Genomic DNA, 19,294 nt, shown 5'->3' with positions numbered 1-19,294 from the left:
CAGCCATGAAGATCCTGCACACCTCCGACTGGCACGTCGGCAAGGTGCTCAAGGGACAGTCCCGGGCCGAGGAGCACAAACAGGTGCTCGCCGGGGTGATCGAGATCGCCCACGCCGAACGCCCCGACCTGGTCATCGTCGCCGGTGACCTCTACGACACCGCCGCCCCCGGCCCGGAGGCCACCCGGCTGGTCACCCGGGCGCTGACCGCGTTGCGGCGGACCGGGGCGGACGTGGTGGCGATCGGCGGCAACCACGACAACGGCCAGGCCCTCGACGCGCTGCGCCCCTGGGCGGAGGCGGCCGGCATCGTCCTACGCGGCGCGGTCCGGGAGAACCCGGCCGAGCACGTCATCGACGGCGTGACCGCCGAGGGGGAACGCTGGCAGCTCGCCGCGCTGCCCTTCCTCTCCCAGCGGTACGCCGTCCGCGCGGTGGAGATGTACGAGCTGACCGCCGCCGAGGCCACCCAGACGTACGCCGACCACCTCGGCCGGGTGCTGGCGAAGCTGACCGAGGGCTTCACCGAGCCGGACCGGGTGCACCTGGTCACCGCCCACCTCACCGTGGTCGGCGCGAGCACCGGCGGCGGCGAGCGGGACGCGCACACCGTCCTCGGGTACGCGGTGCCGGCCTCGGTCTTCCCGGGCACCGCGCACTACGTGGCCCTCGGCCACCTGCACCGGTCGCAGCGGGTGATCGGTCCGTGCCCGGTCCGTTACAGCGGCAGCCCGCTCGCGGTCGACTTCGGCGAGCAGGAGAACGTCTGCTCGGTGACCCTGGTCGAGGTGAGCGCGACCTCGGCCGCCCGGATCCGGGAGGTGCCGGTGTCGGCGGCGGTGCCGCTGCGCACGGTCCGCGGCACCCTCGCCCAGCTCGCCGAGGCGACCCCGCCGGAGGGCTGGCTGCGGGTGTTCGTCCGCGAGCAGCCCCGGGCCGGCCTGCGCGAGGAGGTCCAGGAGCTGTTCCCCCGCGCGTTGGAGATCCGGATCGACCCGGAGCTGCTGCCCGCCCCCGGCAGTGGCACCCGGGTCGCCCAGCGGGCCGGCCGGTCCCCCCGCGAGCTGTTCGCCGACTACCTGGGCAGCCGGGGCCACGACGACGACGGGGTCCGCGACCTCTTCGACGAGCTGCTGGAGGAGGTGGAGCGCTGATGCGACCGATGCGGCTGGACCTGGCCGGCTTCACCGTCTTCCGCGACGAGACCACCGTCGACTTCACCGACGCCGACTTCTTCGCCCTGGTCGGGCCGACCGGCTCGGGCAAGTCGACGGTGCTGGACGCGATCTGCTTCGTCCTCTACGGCTCGGTGCCCCGCTGGGGCGGGGCCCGGGGGCTGGCCAACGCGCTCGCCCCCTCGGCGGTGGAGGCCCGGGTCCGGTTGGTCTTCGAGTCGGCCGGCGACCGGTACGTGGCGACCCGGGTGGTCCGCCGGGACGGCCGGGGCGCGGTCAAGACCGCCAACGCCGGCCTGCAACTGATGCCGCCCGGGTTCGACATCACCAAGCTGGACACCGGGCTCAGCCCGGAGGACCTGGGCGAGGTGCTCGCCGGCACGCCGGCCGAGATGGAGTCGGCCGTGCTGGACGCGGTCGGGCTGCCGTACGAGCAGTTCACCTCCTGCGTGGTGCTGCCGCAGGGGCAGTTCGCCGACTTCCTGCACGCCAAGCCGGCCACCCGGCAGCAGATCCTGGTCAACCTGCTCGGCCTCGGGGTCTACGAGGACGTGCAGAAGCGGGCCACCGAGCGGGCCGGGCAGGCCGAGGCGAAGCTGACCGCGGTCGCCCGGGTGCTCGACGGGTTGACCGACGTCGACGACGCGACGCTGGCCGCCGCGTCCGCCCGGGTCGACCGGATCCGGGAGCTGTCCGGGGCGGTCGCGGCGGCCGTACCGGAGCGGGACCGGGCCCGGGCGGCGGCGCGCGAGGCCACGGCGGCGCTGGCCGCGCTCGACGCCGACCTGGCCGGGCTGGCCGGGGTGCGCGCCCCGGCCGGGGTGGCCGAGGTGGCCCACGCGGTGAGCGCCGCCCGGGAGGCGGTCGACGGGGCGGGCCGCGCGGTGGCGCTGGCCGAGGAGCAGGAGGAGAAGCTCCGCGGTGAGCTGACCGGCGCGGGTGACGAGAGCGCGCTGCGGCTGCTGCTGCGGGCGCACGCCGACGCGGAGCGGTTGACCGGCGAGGCGGACACCGTCCGGGCGGCGCTGGACGCGGCGCAGACCGACCACGACCGGGCGGTGGCGGCGCTCGGTGCGGCCCGGGAGGCGGCGGTGCGGGCCGAGGCCGAGCTGGAGGCGGCGTTCCGGGCGCACGAGGAGGCCAAGGCCACCGACCAGGCGGTCGCGTTGCGGGCGCACCTGGTCGACGGCGCGACCTGCCCGGTCTGCGAGCAGTCGGTGTCCCGGGTGCCGGCGGTGCCGGCCGGCTCGGCGGTGGCCGCGGCGACCGCCGCCGGCAAGGCGGCCCGCGCGGCCAGCAAGGCCGCCCAGGCGCTGGTCGACGAGCGGGACGCGGCGGCCCGGGAGCGGGACCGGACGCTGGTGCGGATCCGTGCCCAGCACGACCAGTTGCGCGGCCGGCTGACCGAGCTGAACGGCCAGCTCGCCGGCGCGGCCACCCCGGCGACGCTGCGCGGACAGCTCGCCGAGCACGCCCGGCTGCGGCAGGCGTTGGACGAGGCCGCGGCGGCGGTACGCACCGGGCGGGACGCCGCCCGCCGGGCCCGGGGGGCGGCGGACGCCGCCGAGGAGCGGCTGCGGGCCGCCTGGCGGGACTTCGACAGCGCCCGGGACGGGCTGGCCCGGTTCGCTCCGCCGGCCGCCGACCGGGACGACGTGGCCGACGCCTGGACGACCCTGGTCGACTGGGCCGGCGCGCAGGCCCGGCGACGGCAGGCCGAGCGGGACGGGCTGGTCGACGCGGTGCACGCGGCGCAGTCGGCCGCCGGGGCGGTCGAGGAACGCCTCGGTGACCTGCTCGACGCCGCCGGGCTGCGCCCCGCCGACGACCCGGCGCAGGCGGTCGCGGTGGCCGCCGAGCGGGCCGAGGCCGACCTGCGGCGGATCACCGAACGCCGTGCGCAGGCGCACCAGCTCCGGGAACAGCACGCCGAACACGAGCGGCAGGCGCGTACCGCGCGGGCGCTGGCCGGGCACCTGCGGGCCAACAACTTCGAGCGGTGGCTGCTGGCCGAGGCGCTGGACCTGCTGGTCGACGGAGCCTCCCGGATCCTGCGGGAGCTGTCCCAGGGACAGTACGACCTGGTCCACGACAAGGGCGAGTTCTTCGTCGTCGACCATCATGACGCGGGGCTGCGCCGGGGGGTGCGGACGCTGTCCGGCGGGGAGACCTTCCAGGCGTCGCTGGCCCTGGCGCTGGCCCTGTCCGAGCAGCTCGCCGGGATGTCCACCACGGCGGCCAGCCTGGAGTCGATCGTGCTGGACGAGGGGTTCGGCACCCTCGACGCGGCCACTCTGGACATCGTCGCCGCCACCCTGGAGAGCCTGGCCGCCCGGGGTGACCGGATGGTCGGCGTGGTCACCCACGTGCCGGCGCTGGCCGAACGGATCCCGGTGCGCTTCGAGGTCCGCAAGGACGCCCGCACGGCCCACATCGAACGGACCGGCCGGTGAGCGCGAGGAGTGCAGCGCAGCGGAGCCCCGCAGTCGCGAACGGAAGGTCGGACCGGTGAGCGCGAGGAGTGCAGCGCAGCGGAGCCCCGCAGCCGCGAACGACCGGACCGACCGGTGAGCGGGGCGGTGACGTGAACGGGCCACAGCTCTTCGTGGACGCCTGGGATCCGTCCTACGGGGCGTCGTTCGAGGCGACCCCGGGTGGGCCGGCGGCGCCGAGCAGCACCCAGGTCGACGCCGAGGTGGAGCTGCCGGCGGCGGACTGGCGGGCGATCGGTCCGCGCCCCGGGCTGGCCGCCCCGGACGTGGTGCTGCTCGTCGACGGGGTGCGCCGGATCGACGCCAGCGTGTGGACGGCCGAGGAGGACGGTGCCTCGTACCCGGGGATCGCCGCCTCCTACGCGGCCGGGGTGGTCCGCTGCGACCTGGAACGCGGCGCGGCGGAGCTGGCCGGGGCGCGGGTGGGCCGGGGCCTGTTCACCGCCAGCCCGTCGGCGCAGGAGGTGCGGTGCGGGCAGGTGCGCTACCCGGTACACCGGGTCGGCGGCACCGGTGAGCTGAGCAAGCTGCCGGCGGCGGTGCAGGCCCCGCTGACCGCGTTGGAGGTGGCCGTCTCCGACGCGGTCCGCACCGACGGGGACCTGCTGGTGGTGGACGGTCCGCTGCGGGCCCGCCGGCAGTTGCCGCGCACCCTGGGGTACATCAAGACCCAGCACAGCCAGTACCTCGACGCCCGGCTCACCGCCGTGGTCACCGCTCTGGGCTCCGGGCAGCGGTCCCCGGTGTTCCGGCTGGGCACCAGCTGGGGCGGCTGGTCGTGGTACCTGCGGCTGCCGGTGGCGGCGGGCTCCCCGTGGGCCGGCATCGTCCGGCTGGAGTGCTCGCCCGACCTGCCGCCGCAGGAGGCGATCGCGCTGGCCGACCTGTCCCTGGTCACCCTGCCCCGGTTCGCCTCCTCGCCGTACAAGGACCCGCGGGCACCGCAGAACCTGGTGCCGATCGCCGGGTTGGAGCGGCGGCTGCGCGGGTTGCTGGGCGACGCCCGACTGTTGCACCGGGCGTTGACCACGGCCACCCGCAGCGGTGGGGGGCCACGCTGATGCGTCATGATCGTGCGACGTTGTCGGGTCACGGTCACCGGGGAGGCTGCTGATGGGCCGCCGTCGTGGCGACGACCGGATCGTGGTGCCGGTGGACACCGGCCGGGCCGAGCTGGTGCCGGACGCGGACCGGCCCCGGTCGTGGACGCTGCTGCTCGACGACGCCCCGCAGTCGCACGTGGATCTGGCCGACCCGACGCACCTGGAGTTCGAGTACGTCCGGCGGCTCGGCGCGGCGCTGGACCTGATCGCCCCGCCCGGCACCCCCCTGCGGGTGCTGCACCTGGGCGGTGGCGCGCTGACCCTGCCCCGGTACGTCCAGGCCACCCGCCCGGGGTCGACGCAGCGGGTCGTCGAGGTGGACGGCGCGCTGGTGGAGCTGGTCCGCCGGGAACTGCCCTGGCCGGCCGATCCCCGGCTGCGGGTGCGGGTCGCCGACGCCCGCGCCACCCTGGAGTCGAGCCGGGACGCCGGGTACGACGTGGTGGTCGCCGACGTCTTCGCCGGTGCGCGTACCCCCGCGCACCTGACCAGCGCGGAGTACGCCGGGCAGGTGGCCCGGGTGCTCGCCCCCACCGGCTGGTACCTGGCCAACCTGGCCGACGGGCCGCCGTTGCGGCACAGCCGCGCCCAGGTGGCGACCGTCCGTTCGGTGCTCCCCCGGGCCGCGCTGGTCGGTGACGCGGCCGTGCTGCGCGGGCGGCGGCACGGCAACCTGGTGCTGATGGCGGGGCGGGTCGAACCACCGGTGCCGGAGCTGACCCGGCGGGCGGCCGGGGACTGGTTCCCGGGCCGGGTGCTGGCCGGCGACGAGCTGGACCGGTTCGTGGGCGGCGCGGCGGTGGTCACCGACGCGGACGCCACCGGCTCGACGCCGCCCCCGCCCGGAATTTTTTCGGTCCGCCGTTGATCCGCCGGCAAGAGCGGTCCGTATCAACGGACGGCGCCCTCCCCGTGGGCCCGCTGATGTCGGTGGACAGCAGGAGGTCTGGATGAGTGCGGTCGCGGCCGGCTTGCACGGAGAACTGGTCAGGCCAGGGTGGATGTTCGCCCGGGCGCAGCCGCAGTCGCGTGCGTCGAGGTCCAGCCGGGGGGTCGACGCCGGCCCCACCGATCGCCAGAATGGCCCGGTGACTCCGCGACCGGCGCCCGGACGGCACCAGGCCCCGGCCACCACGCCGGAGGCGAGCCACTCCGACCAGCTGGTCCGGTTGCTCTACGCCGAGCACGCCGGCCCGTTGCTGATGTTCGTGATGCGGTTGACCGGTGGTGACCGGCAACGCGCCGAGGACATCGTCCAGGAGACGCTGCTGCGGGCCTGGCGCAACGCGCACCGGCTGGGGGTGCAGGGTCAGGGTTCGCTGCGGCCCTGGCTGGTCACGGTGGCCCGGCGGATCGCGATCGACGAGCACCGCAGCGAGCAGGCCCGCCCACCGGAGACGTACGACCGGGATCTGACGGCGTTCGCCGAGGCGGACAGCACCGACCGGGTGCTGCGCACCATGACGGTGGCGGACGCCCTGCGCACGTTGAGCCAGTCGCACCGGGAGATCCTGGTGGCGACGTACTTCCGCGGTCGGACGGTGCCGGAGGCGGCCGAGGAGCTGGGCCTGCCGCTGGGCACCGCCAAGTCGCGGGTCTACTACGCGCTGCGCGCACTGCGCACGGCCCTACAGGAGAGGGGGGTGACGGAATGAGCCGGGCCGATCACATGGACGTCGCCGCGTACGCGCTCGGCGTCCTGGACGTGCAGGACACCGAACGGTTCGAGGAACACCTCGCGACCTGCTGGGCCTGTGCCGCCGAGTTGGAGACGATGGTCCCGGTGGTGGGGCTGCTCTCCGACATCGACGGCGAGACGATGATGGCGATGGAGCAGACCGCGACGGATCCGCGGCTGCTGGACCGTACCCTGGTGGCGGTCCGCACCCACCGGCGCAGGGCGCGGTTCCGGCAGGTGCTGTCGATGGCCGCCGCGGTGGTGGCGGTCGGCGCGCTCAGCGGTGTCGGGGTGGCCACCTTCGGCGGTACGGGCGGCGGTGACAACGCGGTGATCGCCGAGCCGAGCCGTTCCGCGCCGGTGGACGGGCCGGCGAGCCCGCAGCCGACCCGGACGGGGCCGGCGGTGGGTGGCACCGAGATCGAGGGCGACCAGTTCGACGCCACCGACGGCAGCACCGGGGTGAAGGCCACCATGTGGCTGGACAGCAAGGAGTACGGCACCTGGATCGGGTTCAACCTGACCCGGCTGCCCGGTCCGCGTACCTGTCGGCTGGTGGTGATCCGCAAGAACGACACCACCGAGGTGATCTCGACCTGGGCGGTGCCGGGGACGGGTTACGGCACCACCGCCAACCCGCAGAATCTCCAGCTGGAGGCGTCCACCTCGGCGCCCCGGGGGGAGATCGCGAAGTTGCAGGTGCAGTCGGTGGACGCCAACGGCGTGGCGAGCCCACTGGTCACCGTCGTCCCCTGAGTCGACGACCGCCGAAACGGCGTCCCATCCGGTCCGGGTGGGACGCCGTTTTCGCGTCTCCGGACCGGGGACGGCCGCTGCTGGCGCATACGTACGACCCGCCGGAACGGTTCAACGAGTCAAATGTGAAATGGCCCACTGTCGATAGTTCAACCTTGACAGTGGACGCTCCGTACTACTCGGTGAACCGCCAAGAATGAGGAGGGCACGTGGCAAAGATCAAGCGGACGACCGTCATCGTCGCGAGCGCGGTGGTCGCACTTACGGCCTGCGCTCCCGCAGGTTACGACGGAGCGAACTCCAGCGTCGCCGAGCCGGTCGCCGTCGCCGCGGCCGAGCCCACCGCGTCGGTCGAGCCGGACACCTCGGCCTCGCCCGGCGCACCCGGCGCCTCGGGTGCCCCCGCCGCCGACCAGGCGCCGCCGCCGGCCAACGTCCAGTTGACCGACCAGCTCGTCGGGAAGAAGATCGCCCGGATGGGCAAGGTCGTGGTGGACCAGGAGGGCTTCATCCTCTACCGCTTCGACAAGGACTCCGACGATCCGCCGTCGTCGAACTGCGTCGACAAGTGCGCCCAGGTCTGGCCGCCCGCGCTGACCGACGGCAACCCGCAGCTCCAGGGCGTCTCCGACGACAAGGTCGGCACCGTCACCCGCCAGGACGGCACCCGTCAGATCACCATCGGTGGCTGGCCGGTCTACCGCTACATCGGCGACAAGAAGGCCGGGCAGTGGAAGGGCCAGGGCGTCGGTGGCACCTGGTTCGTGGTCGACCCGAACGGCAAGAAGAACCTGACCTGCCTGCCGACCGGCACCCCGAAGGCGGTCGCCCCGCCGGCGGCCGGTGACTCGAGTGGCGGCGGGGACTACACCTACTGATCCGGTAGTCAGCCGAGACACGGTGGCCGGTCGCAGCCGGGGAGGGCGTGACCGGCCACCGTCACGAAACGGGACCGTCGACGTACCGGCAGCGTCCGTACGGTCCGGCCGCGACGCCGGCCCACCGGCCGGCGTCGCGGCACCACCTGCCGGAACCTCCCCCACCAGCCCCCGGAGCGGACGTGGGCGGTGCCGCGCCACACGCCAGCGGGCGCGGCACCGAAGGTCCCCCCAACCCCGCACCCAACGGTCGCTCGGGCGACCGGTCCGCCCCGGGACGGAGACACCGCCGACGTGCAGGGCGTCGGCGGTGTCGTCCGTTTCCGCCCCGGTCAGCAGGCACCGCCCGGCACGCCCCGGTCGGCACGCCAGGCGGGCACCGGCCCTGCCCGCGCCGCGCCCCGGTCGGCACGCCTGGCGGGCACCGGCCCTGCCCCGGCGGGCACGGGACACCGGCCGGGGCAGGGCCGGTGCCGGCCCGGAGCATGGCACAGTGTCGGGGTGACCTGGGACGAGCCGGCGGCACGCCGGGTGCTGCGACCGCCGGCCGACTACCGGCTCACCGCCTCCGTCCGGGCGCTCACCTTCAGCCCGTACGACCCGTGTGCGCGGATCGCCGCCGGCACCTTCTGGTGGGCCACCCGCACCCCCGCCGGGGCGGCCACCCTGACCCTGCGCCCCGAGGGCGGGGAGCTGATCGCCGAGGGCCACGGGCCGGGCGCCGACTGGGTGGTCGAACGGGCCGACGCGATCGCCGGTCTGCGCGACGACCTGACCGGGTTCGCCGAGCTGGCCGCCGCGCATCCGGTGGTGGCCGAGCTGGCCGCCCGGCACCGGGGACTGCGGATGCCCGCCACCGGTCAGCTCTTCCCCCGGGTGCTCCGGGCGGTCTTCGAACAGAAGGTCACCGGCCAGGAGGCCTACCGGGCGTACGCCGCGACCGTACGACACTTCGCCGAACCCGCCCCCGGACCGTTCGGGCCGCTGCTGCTGCCGCCCGACGCGGCCAGCGTGGCGGCGACACCGTACTGGGTGTTCCACCGGTTCGGGGTCGAGCAGCGCCGGGCCGACACGCTACGCCGGGCCGCCGCCCTGGCCGACCGGCTGGAACGCTGCGCCGACAGCGCCGAGGCGACCCGGCGGCTGACCGCGATCCCCGGCATCGGCCCGTGGACCGCCGCCGAGGTGGTCCGGATCGGGTACGGCGACCCGGACGCGGTCAGCGTCGGCGACTACCACGTGCCGAACACGGTGGCCTGGGCGCTCGCCGGGGAGGCCCGGGGCGACGACGCCCGGATGCTCGCCCTGCTCGCCCCGTTCCGGGGGCACCGGGGCCGGGTCTGCCTGCTGCTGGCCGCCGCCGGCATCCAGGCACCCCGGTTCGGTCCCCGGATGCCGGTCCGCTCCTTCGCCCGCTTCTGACCCCGGTCTTCCCCACCGCTCCCGGCCGGATCGGGCCGGCAGCCGGTGGGTCCGGTCGGAGCGGCCACCGGCGGAGCCGGGCCGGGTGGCTACCGGCGGGGCCGGCGACGGGTCACCGGCAGAGCCGGCGCAGGGTGCGGGCCAGCCGGTGGGCGTACCCGTGCTGGACGGCGCGACCGGCCGGACCGGCGGCGGCCAGGTACCACCGGTCCGGGCGGCTGAACGCGGTGACCTCGAAGCTGACCCCGCCCTCGACGTCGCAGCGGACCAGGAACGCCTCCTCGCCGCGTTCCGGATGGCCGGGCAGGGTGCCGTAGCCGAAGCCGGCCTCCCGGTCGCCCTCGACCGTCCAGACCACCTCGCACGGCCCCCACACCCGCAGCGGCCCCACCCCGAGCCCGGGGGTGACCCGTACGCCGGGCGCGGCCCGCAGCGCGTCGGTACGCATCCGCACCCCGGCCGCCCGGTGCAGCCGCCAGCTCAACACGGCCTCGGCGGCGACCATGAAGCTGCCGGGCGGCATCGGGGCGGTGTGCCGCAGGTGGTGGTAGCCCGCCGGCAGCGGCCCTCGTCGGGTCGCGCCCACCTCGGGGTACGTCAGCTCGGACATCCCACCTCCCTGGGGGTCGTCCCCAGCCTAGGGCCGCCGATGCCGACCGGCGACCCGGCCGGCCGCCGATGCCCGGGCGTCGACCCGGCCGGGTGGCGACCCGGCCCGACGGCGACTCAGCCGGCCTCGCAGCGCCGCCGGAGCCCGTCGGCCTCCAGCCGCAGGTAGCGGCGCACCAGCCGGCCGCCGAGCCAGCCGGTCAGCCCGGCCAGCGGACCGGTGAGCACCAGGGCCAGCTCCACCCGGACCCGGCCGTCGGGCAACGGCACGATCCGGTGTTCGCCCCGGCTGCGTACCCCGGGCGAGGTGGACTCCCAGACGAAACAGCGGGGCGGGTCGAACGCGGTGACCCGCCAGTACGTCGGACGGAGCCGGGGCTGCTCCAGCCGGGCGGTCGCGCCGAGCGCCAGCGGGCCGGCCTCGCCCCGGCGGGCGGTCCGCACCGAGGCGTTCCACTCCGGCCAGCGCTCGACGTCGGTCTGCACCGCCCAGACCGTGTCGATGTCCGCGTCGATCTCGGTCGTGGTCTCGAACCGCATGCCGCCTCCGTGGCTCCACCGGCGGCGCCCGCCGCACCGCCCGGGTCATGACGAGGCTGCCGCAACGATCGTGACCGGTCCACCCTCGGGTCGTCGTCCCGACGCCGACGCATCCGGCCCCGAGCCGCCCGCAGCCGGAGGACGAGCGGGTACGGACGGGACACGCCGGCCGGGCACCCACGGTGATCCGGCTCACCACTGTCGGTGGCGTCTGGTTGACTGGTCGACGTGGACCTGCCGATCAACCCCCCGGTCGAGCCGATGCTGGCCAGGAGCGTGGCCCGCCTGCCCACCGACCCCGGTCTGACGTACGAGCCCAAGTGGGACGGTTTCCGCTGCATCGTGTTCCGCGACGGCGACGAGGTCGAGCTGGCCAGCCGGGGCGGCAAGTCGATGACCCGCTACTTCCCCGAGGTGGTGGCGCAGGTCCGGGCGCAGCTACCCGAGCGGTGCGCGGTCGACGGCGAGTTGATCGTGATCCGGCGCGACGGGCCGGGCGGTCAGCCCCGGCTCGACTTCGAGCAGCTCGCCCAGCGGATCCACCCGGCCGCCTCCCGGGTCGCGCTGCTCGCCGAGACCACCCCGGCCGACTTCGTCGCCTTCGACCTGCTCGCCCTCGACGACGAGTCGCTGGTCGACCAGCCCTACCCGACCCGCCGGGAACGCCTGGTGCGGGCGTTGGCCGGGGTCCGGCCGCCGGTGCACGTCACCCAGGTCACCACCGACGCCGAGACGGCCCGGCGCTGGTTCGAGGTGTTCGAGGGGGCCGGGCTGGACGGGTTGATCGTCAAGCCGGCCGACCTGCCCTACCAGCCGGGCAAGCGACTGATGGCCAAGGTCAAGCACGCCCGTACCGCCGACGTGGTGGTCGCCGGGTTCCGCTGGCACAAGTCCGGGCCGGTGGTCGGTTCGCTGCTGCTCGGCCTCTACGACGACGACGGGGTGCTGCACCACGTCGGGGTGAGCGCGTCGTTCACCATGGCCCGCCGACAGGAGCTGCTCGACGAGCTGGCCCCCTATCGGGAGGGGGTCGACGCCCATCCGTGGGTGCACGGCGACCACGAACGCGGCCAGCGCATCCCCGGCGGGGTCAGCCGCTGGACGGGCACCAAGAACCTCGACTGGGTGCCGCTGCGGCCCGAGCTGGTGACGGAGGTCGGCTACGACGCGATGGAGGGCGACCGGTTCCGGCACACCGCCCGGTTCGTCCGCTGGCGGCCCGACCGCGATCCCCGCTCCTGCCGCTACGACCAGCTCGACCGCCCGGTGCGGTTCGACGTCGACCAGGTGCTCCGGGGCGACCCGGCGGCGACCGTGCCGCCGCAGGGCGGCAGCCCGGCGTAGCCTGGCTGTCACACGATCATGGAGGCTCGCTGGTGACCCGCACTGCCCACCGGATCCGTCGGATCCGGCTCACCCTGGCCGGGCTCCTCGCGGGCGCGCTGCTCGCCACCGGGTGCACGCTGCCGGCGTTCGCCCCGCGCGCCGAGGACTCCGCGGCCTCGGCCCCCGGCGACACCCCCGCCTGGCGGGCCTGCCCCGAGGTCGCCGACGACCTGGTCGGCCGGGGTGCTCCAGGCATGCGGTACGAGTGCGCCCGGATCGCCGTGCCCCGCAACTGGGGCACCGGGACGGGGGCGACCGCCGGGCCGGGCAGCGGCGAGACCTTCGAGATCGCGCTGCTGCGGGTCCGCTCCAGCAAGCAGCGGGACCGGATCGGCTCCCTGGTGATCAATCCGGGCGGGCCGGGCGGGTCCGGCGTGGACACCGCCGTCTACCTGTCGTTCGGGCCGTCGTTCGGCGGGCTGCCCACCGCGGTCACCGACCGGTTCGACATCGTCGGCTTCGATCCGCGCGGGGTGTCCCGGTCCAGCCCGGTGAAGTGCATCTCCGACGCCGACCTGGACGCCAGCTTCGGCTACGACCCCGACCCGCGCAGCCAGCAGTCGTTCGACGGCTACCAGGCGCTCAACCGGCGGATCGGCCGGGGCTGCGGCGACCGCTACGGCGACCAGCTCCCGCTCTACGGCACCGAGCAGGCCGCCCGGGACATGGACGCCGTCCGGGCCGCCGTCGGCGACGACAAGCTCACCTACCTCGGCTACTCCTACGGCACCCTGCTCGGCGCGACCTACGCCCAGCTCTACCCGCAGCGGGTCCGGGCGCTGGTGCTCGACGGCGCGGTCGACCCGCGGCAGCAGCTGGTGGCCGGGTCGGAGAGCCAGGCCCGGGGCTTCGAGCGGGCGTTCGACAACTTCGACCGGTGGTGCGCGGCGAACGCCGCCCGCTGCCCGATCGCCCCGGACGCCCGGGGCGCGGTGACCTCGGCGATCGACAAGGCGAAGGTCTCCCCGGTACGCGGGGCCGACGGGCGCGAGGCGACCTCGGGCTGGGTCTTCTACGCGGTGATCTCCTCGCTCTACACCGAGTCGGGCTGGCAGGAGCTGGCCCGCGCGATCGACCGGCTCGACGAGGGCGACCCGGCCGAGGTGTTCAAGCTCGCCGACGCGTACGCCGGGCGGGGCGAGGACGGGCACTACTCCAACCTTTTCGACGCCAATCTGGCGGTCAACTGCGCCGACGAGACCGAGAAGCCCTCCGTCGCGCAGATCCGCGACCTGCAGTCCCAGTGGCGGCAGAAGTACCCGCTGTTCGGCCCGGCCCTGGCGGTGGGGATGTTCGGCTGCGTCGAGTGGCCGGGCGGGCGGGATCCCTACCCGACCGGGCCGGCGGTCGGTGCGCCGCCGATCGTGGTGGTGGGCACCACCGGCGACCCGGCCACCCCGTACGAGCAGACCGCCCGGTTGGCCGACATGCTGGGGGTCGGCCGGGTGCTCACCTGGGAAGGCGAGGGGCACACCGCGTACCCGCAGACCAGCTGCATCACCGCGGCGGTGGACGCCTACCTGATCTCGCTGACCGTCCCCCGGGAGGGGCTGCGCTGCCCCGCCGGCTGACCAGCTTGGCCGGTGGACCGCCGGCTGACCAGCGCGGCCGGTGGGCCGCCGGCACCGACCGGTCGCGGCGCCCGGTCGGCGACGCTCGCGACGGCCGGTCAACGGCGGTTGCGGCGGCCGCGCAGCCGTTGCCGGACGAGGGTCGCGTGGTCCGGTGGGGCCGGGGCGGGCGGCAGGTCAGGCAGCACGATGCCCTGCCGGGCGGCCAGCTCCTCCAGCAGCGCCCGCATCCGGCGTACGTCGTTCTTCAGCTCCTCCTGCTCGACGTGCTCGAACGCGTCGTCGTCGACGATGAGGCGGCTGGCGAAGTGCGCGGTGATCAGCGGGATGACCAGCAGCACCATGGTGGAGATCAACAGCGCGGCCAGGGTACGTCCCTGCCAGCTGGTCGGCGAGATGTCGCCGTAGCCGACGGTGGAGGCGGTGACCACGGCCCACCAGACGGCGTCGGCGGCGCTGCGGTGCTCCACCTGGCCGTAGATCACGCCGGCCACCACGATCATCAACAGGTACGAGGTGATCAGCGTCCGGGGCGAGTTGGCGAAGTACACCAGGCCCCGGTAGACCCACCGGAAGGGCAACAACAACGGCTCCATGCCGCATCATGCTGCCCTCCGGCCGCCACCTCCGCCCGTCAATCGACCGGGCTCGCTGTGACAGGCTGCCGGCCATGACCGACGTGATCCTCCGCGAGGCGGTCCGGGCCGACCTGCCCACCATCCTCGCCCTGCTCGCCGACGACGTGCTCGGCCGGACACGCGAGCACCCGGAGGTGGACGAGGCGTACGAACGGGCCTTCGCCGACATCACCGCCGACCCGCGCAACCAGCAGGTGGTGGCCGAGCGCGCCGGTGAGGTCGTCGGCTGCCTCCAGGTCACCTACATCCCCGGGCTGGGCCGGCACGGCGCGGAGCGGGCGCTCGTCGAGGCGGTCCGGGTCCGTGCCGACCTGCGCGGTCAGGGGGTGGGCGAGACGATGATGAGCTGGGTGGTCGACCAGGCCCGTCGGCGGGGCTGCGGGCTGGTGCAGCTCACCACCGACAAGTCCCGCACCGGGGCGCACCGCTTCTACCGGCGCCTCGGCTTCGTGGCCAGCCACGAGGGCATGAAGCTCACCCTCTGACGACCCGCGCCGGCCCTGCGGCGACGCCGGTCGGTCGGCCCAGACGAACGCCGGCACGGCCCGGCCGGGCCGACGCCGGCACAGCCCGGTCGGGCTTGGTGTCAGCTGTCGACCAGTCGGCCGTCGCGCAGGGTCAGCGTCCGGTCGGCCATCTCGATCAGGGCCGGGTCGTGCGTGGCGACCAGGGCGGTCATCCCCCGGGCGTGTACCACCGCGCGGAGCAGGTCCATGATCGCCCGGCCGGTCTCGGAGTCGAGCTGACCGGTCGGCTCGTCCGCGATCAGCAGGTCGGGTTCGTTGGCCAGGGCACGGGCCACCGCGACCCGCTGCTGCTGCCCACCGGACAGCTCGTACGGGCGCTGTCGGGCGTGACCGCCCAGACCGACCAGCTCCAGCAGCACGGCCACCCGCTGTTCGCGCTCCGCCGCCGCGACCCGGGCCAACCGCAACGGCACCCCGACGTTCTCCGCCGCCGACAGGATCGGCACCAGCCCGAAGGTCTGGAACACGAAGCCGACCGTCCCCCGGCGTAGCCGCAACAGCTCGGCCTCGCCGGCACCGGTCACGTCCTGCCCGGCCACCCGCACCCGGCCGGCGTCCGGCCGGTCCAGGCCGCCGACCAGGTTGAGCAGGGTGGTCTTGCCGGCGCCCGAACGACCCCGCACCGCCACCAGCTCACCCCGGTCGGCGGTGAAGGAGACCTCCTGGACGGCGTGCACCGCGTGCCGCCCCCGGCCGAACGTCCGGCTCACCCCCTCGACCCGTACCACCTCGTCGGTGACCGCCCCGGCGGCCCGGACGACCGTCGGGTCGGCCCGGACGGCGGGAACCTGCTCGCTCATACGTCACTCCCCTCCTGCTCCGGCGTCCGGTCGCCGGGGCGGACCTGCACGTGGTCCGGTTCGAGGTCGAGGCGGACCCGGTCCCGCAGCGACAGGGCCGCCACGAAGGAGGCCGGTAGCTGCATCCGGCCGGTCCGGTCCAGCACCGCGTACTCCTCGCTGACCAGCTCGGTGCTGCCGTCGGCGCCGATCCGCGCGGTCCGGCGTACCTCCGAGGCGGTCCGGCCGTCGCGGATCGCCACGGTCCGGCGGACCTGGTCGGCGACGGCGTGGTCGTGGGTGACCACCACCACGGTCACGCCCAGCTCGGCGTTGATGGTGCGCAGCGCCGCGAAGACCTCGGCACCGGTCGCCTCGTCCAGCTCACCGGTCGGCTCGTCGGCGAAGAGCACCTCCGGGTCGTTGGCCACCGCCACCGCCACCGCGCAGCGCTGCTGCTCGCCGCCGCTGAGCTGGCCGGGACGCCGGTCCGCGCAGTGCCCCACCCCGACGAGTTCCAGCAGCTCCCCGGCCCGCTGCCGCCGTGCTCTGCTGCCACCGTCGCGCCGGGCCAGCCGCATCGGCAGCTCCACGTTCTCCCGGGCGGTCAGGTACGGCAGCAGGTTCCGGCCGGTCTGCTGCCAGACGAACCCGACGGTGTGCCGCCGGTAGCGCAACCGACGGCGGGCGGAGAGCGCCAGCAGGTCGTAGTCGGCCACCCGGGCGATCCCGGCGGTGGGGGTGTCCAGCCCGGAGAGGATGTTGAGCAGGGTCGACTTGCCCGACCCGGAGGCCCCGACGATCGCCACCAGTTCACCCCGGTCGATCACCAGGTCGAGCCCCTGGAGGGCGACCACCTCGACCCCTTCGGTCTTGAAGATCCGGACCAGGCCGTCGCAGACGATGTGCCCCCGCAGCCGGTCCTGCCCACCGGCCCGTTCGGCCGCCCGTTCGGCCGCCCGGCGCTGCAGCTCCGCCAGGTCGGGCACGACGGGATTCTCCGCGGTCGTGGTCATCTCAGCTCTCCTCTCCGAGCCGGAGCACCTCGCCGAGGCGCATCCGACGGTTGTTCAGGGTCTCCACCGCCAGGGCGAAGCCCAGCGCGACCGCGCCGAGCCCGACCGTGGCGGCGACCAGACCGGGCGCGAAGCCCACCCGTACCGCCGCGCCGCTGGTGAACGCGGCGAGCCCGAGCAGCGGGGTGAGCAGCACCGGCAGCAGCACCCCGACCAGCGCGCCGGTCAGCACCGACACCCCGACCAGCGGGGTCAGCTCCACCAGCAGCAGTCCGCGCCACTGCCGGCGGGACAGGCCCAGGGTGCGCAGCCGGGACAGCACCGCACCCCGGGCGCGGGCCCCGGACAGCACGGTGAAGGCGATGGCGAGCAGCGCCAGCACCCCGCCGGCCACCGCACCGGCGGTGAACCCGAACGCCAGCAGCCCGTTCGCGCCGCCGCCGCCCAGCCGCAGCCGGGTCTGCGACCAGGTCTCCACCGCCACGCTCCGGGGCCGTTCCCGGCCGGTCACCGCGCCACCGCTCTGGTAGCGGTGCTGCCCCTCGTCCCCGGCCTGACGCAGCAGCCCGGTGTCGAGCCGGTCGCCGGCCAGCAGGAAGCCGGTGGGCACCGGCCGGCTGTTCCGTGCGGGCAGCGCCTGCCAGGGCAGCACCACGTACCGGTCGGTGTCCGGTCGGGCCAGCGGGAAGTCGGCGACGGTCCCGGCGGGCGTGAACTCGTACCGCTGGCCCTGCACGGTGACGAAGGCGGACCGCAGGCCGGCGGCGGACAGGTCGGCGGCGACCGCCGGGGAGACCACCGCCGGCAGCGGACCGGCGCCCGGTCGGGCGTCGCGCAGCGGGCCGGGCACCGGGACGTCCCGGCCGGCGGCCCGCACGGTGCGGTCCAACCCGGGGCCGTCGACCAGCAGCACGCTGGTGTCGCGCAGCCGGGAGTCGGTGCCGTCGGCGTCGGTTGCCAGCCGCTGCGCCGGCTCGTCGGCCAGCCCGGCGACCGCCGCGACCCCGGGCAGCCGCTCCAGCGCCGGGCCGGTGTCGGCGGCGAGCCGGTCCCCCCGGATCAGCGCGTCCGCCGGCACGGCCCGGGTGGCGACGTCGTCCCGGGTGCTCTCGATGCCGGTGGCGACCACGGCGCAGAACGCGGCGGTGGCGACCGCGAGCACCACCACGACCAGCGGGGTGGCCGCCGCCGCCCGGCCGGCACGGGCCGTGCCCAGGAAGGCCACACTTCCCCGGGTACGCGCGGCGAGCCGCCCGGCCAGCCGCACCGGCCACGGGTACAGCCGCAGCGCCAGCACCGAGACGGCCACCGCGACCAGCGCCGGCACCGACACCAGCAGGGGGTCGATCTCGCCCGGGGTGAGGCCCCGCCGCCGCAGCAGCACCACCGCGAGCCCGGCCAGCAGCACCAGCGCGGCCTCCGTGGTGGCCCGCCGGGCCGACGGCCGCAGCCGGCCCAGGTCCCGCCGCCCGACCACCCCGGACGGTACGGTCAGCGTCGCCACCGGCAACGCCAGGGTGACCAGGACGGTCGCGCCGACGGCGAGCGGCCCGGTGCCGCCCGGCGTACCGGGCAGCAGGGTGCCGAGCAGCCAGCCGAGCCCCGCGGCGGGTGGGACGACCAGCAGCGACTCGGCGAGGCTGCGCCGCAGGCCGGTGCCGACCCCGCCGCCCCGGGCGCGGATCAGCACGAACTCGGTGCGGCGGCGGCGTACGGCCGACGCGGCGGCCAGCACCACCAGCCCGGCCAGGGTCGCCAGCACCCCGGCGGCGATGACGGCGAGCACGGTCCGCGCCGAGTCGACCGCCCGGTCGAACGCGCGCAGCGGAACGTCGATCCCCTGGGTCACCTGCGGAAAGGCGTCGGCCCGGGCGAGCCGCTGCACACCGTCGACGAACCGGTCGATCCGCCGGACGTCGATGGCCGCCGCGTCGAGCCGGTACCGCCAGCTGAACGACACCTTCCGCCCCTCGGCGGCCAGCCGGTCCAGCGCGCCGGTGGCGACCACCCCGACCAGGACGAACGGCTCGGCGTCCCCCTCCGGCTCGATCACCTGCAGCACCGCGGGCAGGGCGTCCCAGCTACCGTCGGCCGGGTCGACGGGCCGGAACAGCCCCACCACGGTCAGCGGGACGGCCGGCTTCCCGGGGTCGGGGGCGGCGAGCAGGAGTCGGCTGCCGACCCGCAGCTGGAACCGGGCGGCGAGGTCGGCGGGCAGGACGACCTGCACCGGGGCGTCCCCGGCGGCCGACCCGTCCGGCCAGTGCCCGTCGACCAGGGTGGCCGTCGCCTCGATCCCGGGCATGGCGCGCAGGCCCAGCTCCACCAGGTGGTCGCCCCGGGTCAGGTCGGGGCCGGTGACCTGCTCGGCGGTGGTCTGCGCGGTGTACCAGCGGTGCGCCACGGCGGCCCGGACGTCGGCCGGCATCTGCTGCTGGAGCACGTCGAGCTGGCCCGCCTGGCTGCTCGCCGGTGGACCACCACCGAAGGGCGGAACGGTGTACGTGAGGTCGCGGCGGCCGGCGGGCTCGGCGGCGAGGTGCTCCCGCAGCCCCTGCTCGGCCAGCCGGTTGACCACCCTGGGCACCCCGCCGAGCAGCAGGACGATCACCACTGTCAACACGGCCAGCAGCAGGAACTGCCCCCGGTGGGCGCGTACCCGGCGGATCACGGCGCCGATGCTCATCGCTGGTCCTCCCCCGGGCGCGGCGGCCCGGTCGTCGG

17 protein-coding genes are annotated in these 19,294 nt (G+C 75.5%); 11 read left to right on the top strand and 6 right to left on the bottom strand.

Annotation, left to right across the window (positions count from 1 at the left end; translation table 11 throughout):
- The first annotated feature begins 5 nt into the window (after window positions 1-5).
- From O7625_RS16025 to O7625_RS15990, 8 genes are all read left to right on the top strand, one after another.
- Window positions 6-1,154, top strand: coding sequence for an exonuclease SbcCD subunit D (locus O7625_RS16025; RefSeq protein ID WP_282339582.1), 1,149 nt, complete (start codon window positions 6-8; stop codon window positions 1,152-1,154).
- Entirely contained in the window at window positions 1,154-3,628 is a 2,475-nt protein-coding gene (locus O7625_RS16020; protein WP_282339580.1) for an SMC family ATPase, read from the top strand. Before O7625_RS16025 ends, O7625_RS16020 begins: the two co-directional genes overlap by 1 nt.
- 131 nt (window positions 3,629-3,759) lie before the next feature.
- Window positions 3,760-4,728 carry a hypothetical protein gene (locus tag O7625_RS16015; RefSeq protein ID WP_282339578.1) on the top strand — a complete coding sequence of 323 codons (969 nt, stop codon included), beginning with the start codon at window positions 3,760-3,762 and terminating at the stop codon, window positions 4,726-4,728.
- A gap of 52 nt (window positions 4,729-4,780) precedes the next feature.
- Window positions 4,781-5,638 carry a fused MFS/spermidine synthase gene (locus O7625_RS16010; protein WP_282339576.1) on the top strand — a complete coding sequence of 286 codons (858 nt, stop codon included), beginning with the start codon at window positions 4,781-4,783 and terminating at the stop codon, window positions 5,636-5,638.
- 82 nt (window positions 5,639-5,720) lie between these two features.
- Entirely contained in the window at window positions 5,721-6,425 is a 705-nt protein-coding gene (locus tag O7625_RS16005) for a sigma-70 family RNA polymerase sigma factor (RefSeq protein ID WP_067307495.1), read from the top strand.
- Window positions 6,422-7,204, top strand: a complete 783-nt coding sequence (locus O7625_RS16000; protein WP_282339575.1) for a zf-HC2 domain-containing protein — start codon at window positions 6,422-6,424, stop codon at window positions 7,202-7,204. Before O7625_RS16005 ends, O7625_RS16000 begins: the two co-directional genes overlap by 4 nt.
- A gap of 209 nt (window positions 7,205-7,413) precedes the next feature.
- Entirely contained in the window at window positions 7,414-8,082 is a 669-nt protein-coding gene (locus O7625_RS15995) for a hypothetical protein (RefSeq protein ID WP_067307488.1), read from the top strand.
- Window positions 8,083-8,583: 501 nt separating this feature from the next.
- Window positions 8,584-9,504 carry a DNA-3-methyladenine glycosylase 2 family protein gene (locus O7625_RS15990; RefSeq protein WP_282339574.1) on the top strand — a complete coding sequence of 307 codons (921 nt, stop codon included), beginning with the start codon at window positions 8,584-8,586 and terminating at the stop codon, window positions 9,502-9,504.
- A 112-nt stretch (window positions 9,505-9,616) separates the two neighbouring features.
- Here the strand turns inward: O7625_RS15990 and O7625_RS15985 are convergent, their stop codons facing one another.
- Together O7625_RS15985 and O7625_RS15980 are read right to left on the bottom strand one after the other, a co-directional pair.
- Window positions 9,617-10,114 carry a DUF1990 domain-containing protein gene (locus O7625_RS15985; protein ID WP_282339572.1) on the bottom strand — a complete coding sequence of 166 codons (498 nt, stop codon included), beginning with the start codon at window positions 10,112-10,114 and terminating at the stop codon, window positions 9,617-9,619.
- 116 nt (window positions 10,115-10,230) lie between these two features.
- Window positions 10,231-10,653, bottom strand: coding sequence for an SRPBCC family protein (locus tag O7625_RS15980; protein ID WP_282339570.1), 423 nt, complete (start codon window positions 10,651-10,653; stop codon window positions 10,231-10,233).
- Window positions 10,654-10,881: 228 nt separating this feature from the next.
- Between O7625_RS15980 and O7625_RS15975 the strand changes: the two genes are divergently transcribed.
- Window positions 10,882-11,997, top strand: coding sequence for an ATP-dependent DNA ligase (locus tag O7625_RS15975; protein ID WP_282339568.1), 1,116 nt, complete (start codon window positions 10,882-10,884; stop codon window positions 11,995-11,997).
- Between the two features lie 32 nt (window positions 11,998-12,029).
- Window positions 12,030-13,610 carry an alpha/beta hydrolase gene (locus O7625_RS15970; protein WP_067307466.1) on the top strand — a complete coding sequence of 527 codons (1,581 nt, stop codon included), beginning with the start codon at window positions 12,030-12,032 and terminating at the stop codon, window positions 13,608-13,610.
- Window positions 13,611-13,708: 98 nt separating this feature from the next.
- On the opposite strand, the gene O7625_RS15965 is transcribed toward O7625_RS15970, so the two are convergent.
- Window positions 13,709-14,206: a potassium channel family protein gene (locus O7625_RS15965; protein ID WP_067307463.1), complete on the bottom strand. Its 498-nt coding sequence runs from the start codon at window positions 14,204-14,206 to the stop codon at window positions 13,709-13,711.
- 74 nt (window positions 14,207-14,280) lie between these two features.
- Here O7625_RS15965 and O7625_RS15960 point away from each other — a divergent pair, with 74 nt between their 5' ends.
- Window positions 14,281-14,733 (top strand): GNAT family N-acetyltransferase, encoded by a 453-nt coding sequence (locus tag O7625_RS15960; protein ID WP_282339565.1) that lies wholly within the window; start codon window positions 14,281-14,283, stop codon window positions 14,731-14,733.
- A gap of 101 nt (window positions 14,734-14,834) precedes the next feature.
- Here the strand turns inward: O7625_RS15960 and O7625_RS15955 are convergent, their stop codons facing one another.
- Genes O7625_RS15955 through O7625_RS15945 form a run of 3 tightly spaced genes read right to left on the bottom strand, consistent with a single transcriptional unit; the run spans window position 14,835 to window position 19,256 of the window.
- Entirely contained in the window at window positions 14,835-15,575 is a 741-nt protein-coding gene (locus O7625_RS15955) for an ABC transporter ATP-binding protein (RefSeq protein ID WP_282339564.1), read from the bottom strand.
- Window positions 15,572-16,570 carry an ABC transporter ATP-binding protein gene (locus tag O7625_RS15950; RefSeq protein ID WP_282339563.1) on the bottom strand — a complete coding sequence of 333 codons (999 nt, stop codon included), beginning with the start codon at window positions 16,568-16,570 and terminating at the stop codon, window positions 15,572-15,574. The genes O7625_RS15955 and O7625_RS15950 overlap by 4 nt, the downstream gene beginning before the upstream one ends.
- A 1-nt stretch (window position 16,571) precedes the next feature.
- Complete coding sequence (locus O7625_RS15945) at window positions 16,572-19,256, bottom strand: hypothetical protein (RefSeq protein WP_282339561.1); 2,685 nt, start codon at window positions 19,254-19,256, stop codon at window positions 16,572-16,574.
- Window positions 19,257-19,294 lie beyond the last annotated feature (38 nt).

Origin of the sequence: Micromonospora sp. WMMD714 (assembly GCF_029581315.1) — a bacterium.
In the GTDB taxonomy this organism is placed as follows: Bacteria; Actinomycetota; Actinomycetes; order Mycobacteriales; family Micromonosporaceae; genus Micromonospora; species Micromonospora rifamycinica.
This window is presented reverse-complemented; position numbering and strand designations above follow the sequence as displayed.

Excerpts from the sequence above, each read along its gene's own strand:
- O7625_RS16025 (WP_282339582.1), top strand. The coding sequence starts at position 6 with ATGAAGATCCTGCACACCTCCGACTGGCACGTCGGCAAGGTGCTCAAG.
- O7625_RS16020 (WP_282339580.1), top strand. The coding sequence starts at position 1,154 with ATGCGACCGATGCGGCTGGACCTGGCCGGCTTCACCGTCTTCCGCGAC.
- O7625_RS16010 (WP_282339576.1), top strand. The coding sequence starts at position 4,781 with ATGGGCCGCCGTCGTGGCGACGACCGGATCGTGGTGCCGGTGGACACC.
- O7625_RS16005 (WP_067307495.1), top strand. The coding sequence starts at position 5,721 with ATGAGTGCGGTCGCGGCCGGCTTGCACGGAGAACTGGTCAGGCCAGGG.
- O7625_RS16000 (WP_282339575.1), top strand. The coding sequence starts at position 6,422 with ATGAGCCGGGCCGATCACATGGACGTCGCCGCGTACGCGCTCGGCGTC.
- O7625_RS15985 (WP_282339572.1), bottom strand. The coding sequence starts at position 10,114 with ATGTCCGAGCTGACGTACCCCGAGGTGGGCGCGACCCGACGAGGGCCG.
- O7625_RS15980 (WP_282339570.1), bottom strand. The coding sequence starts at position 10,653 with ATGCGGTTCGAGACCACGACCGAGATCGACGCGGACATCGACACGGTC.
- O7625_RS15965 (WP_067307463.1), bottom strand. The coding sequence starts at position 14,206 with ATGGAGCCGTTGTTGTTGCCCTTCCGGTGGGTCTACCGGGGCCTGGTG.
- O7625_RS15960 (WP_282339565.1), top strand. The coding sequence starts at position 14,281 with ATGACCGACGTGATCCTCCGCGAGGCGGTCCGGGCCGACCTGCCCACC.
- O7625_RS15955 (WP_282339564.1), bottom strand. The coding sequence starts at position 15,575 with ATGAGCGAGCAGGTTCCCGCCGTCCGGGCCGACCCGACGGTCGTCCGG.
- O7625_RS15950 (WP_282339563.1), bottom strand. The coding sequence starts at position 16,570 with ATGACCACGACCGCGGAGAATCCCGTCGTGCCCGACCTGGCGGAGCTG.
- O7625_RS15945 (WP_282339561.1), bottom strand. The coding sequence starts at position 19,256 with ATGAGCATCGGCGCCGTGATCCGCCGGGTACGCGCCCACCGGGGGCAG.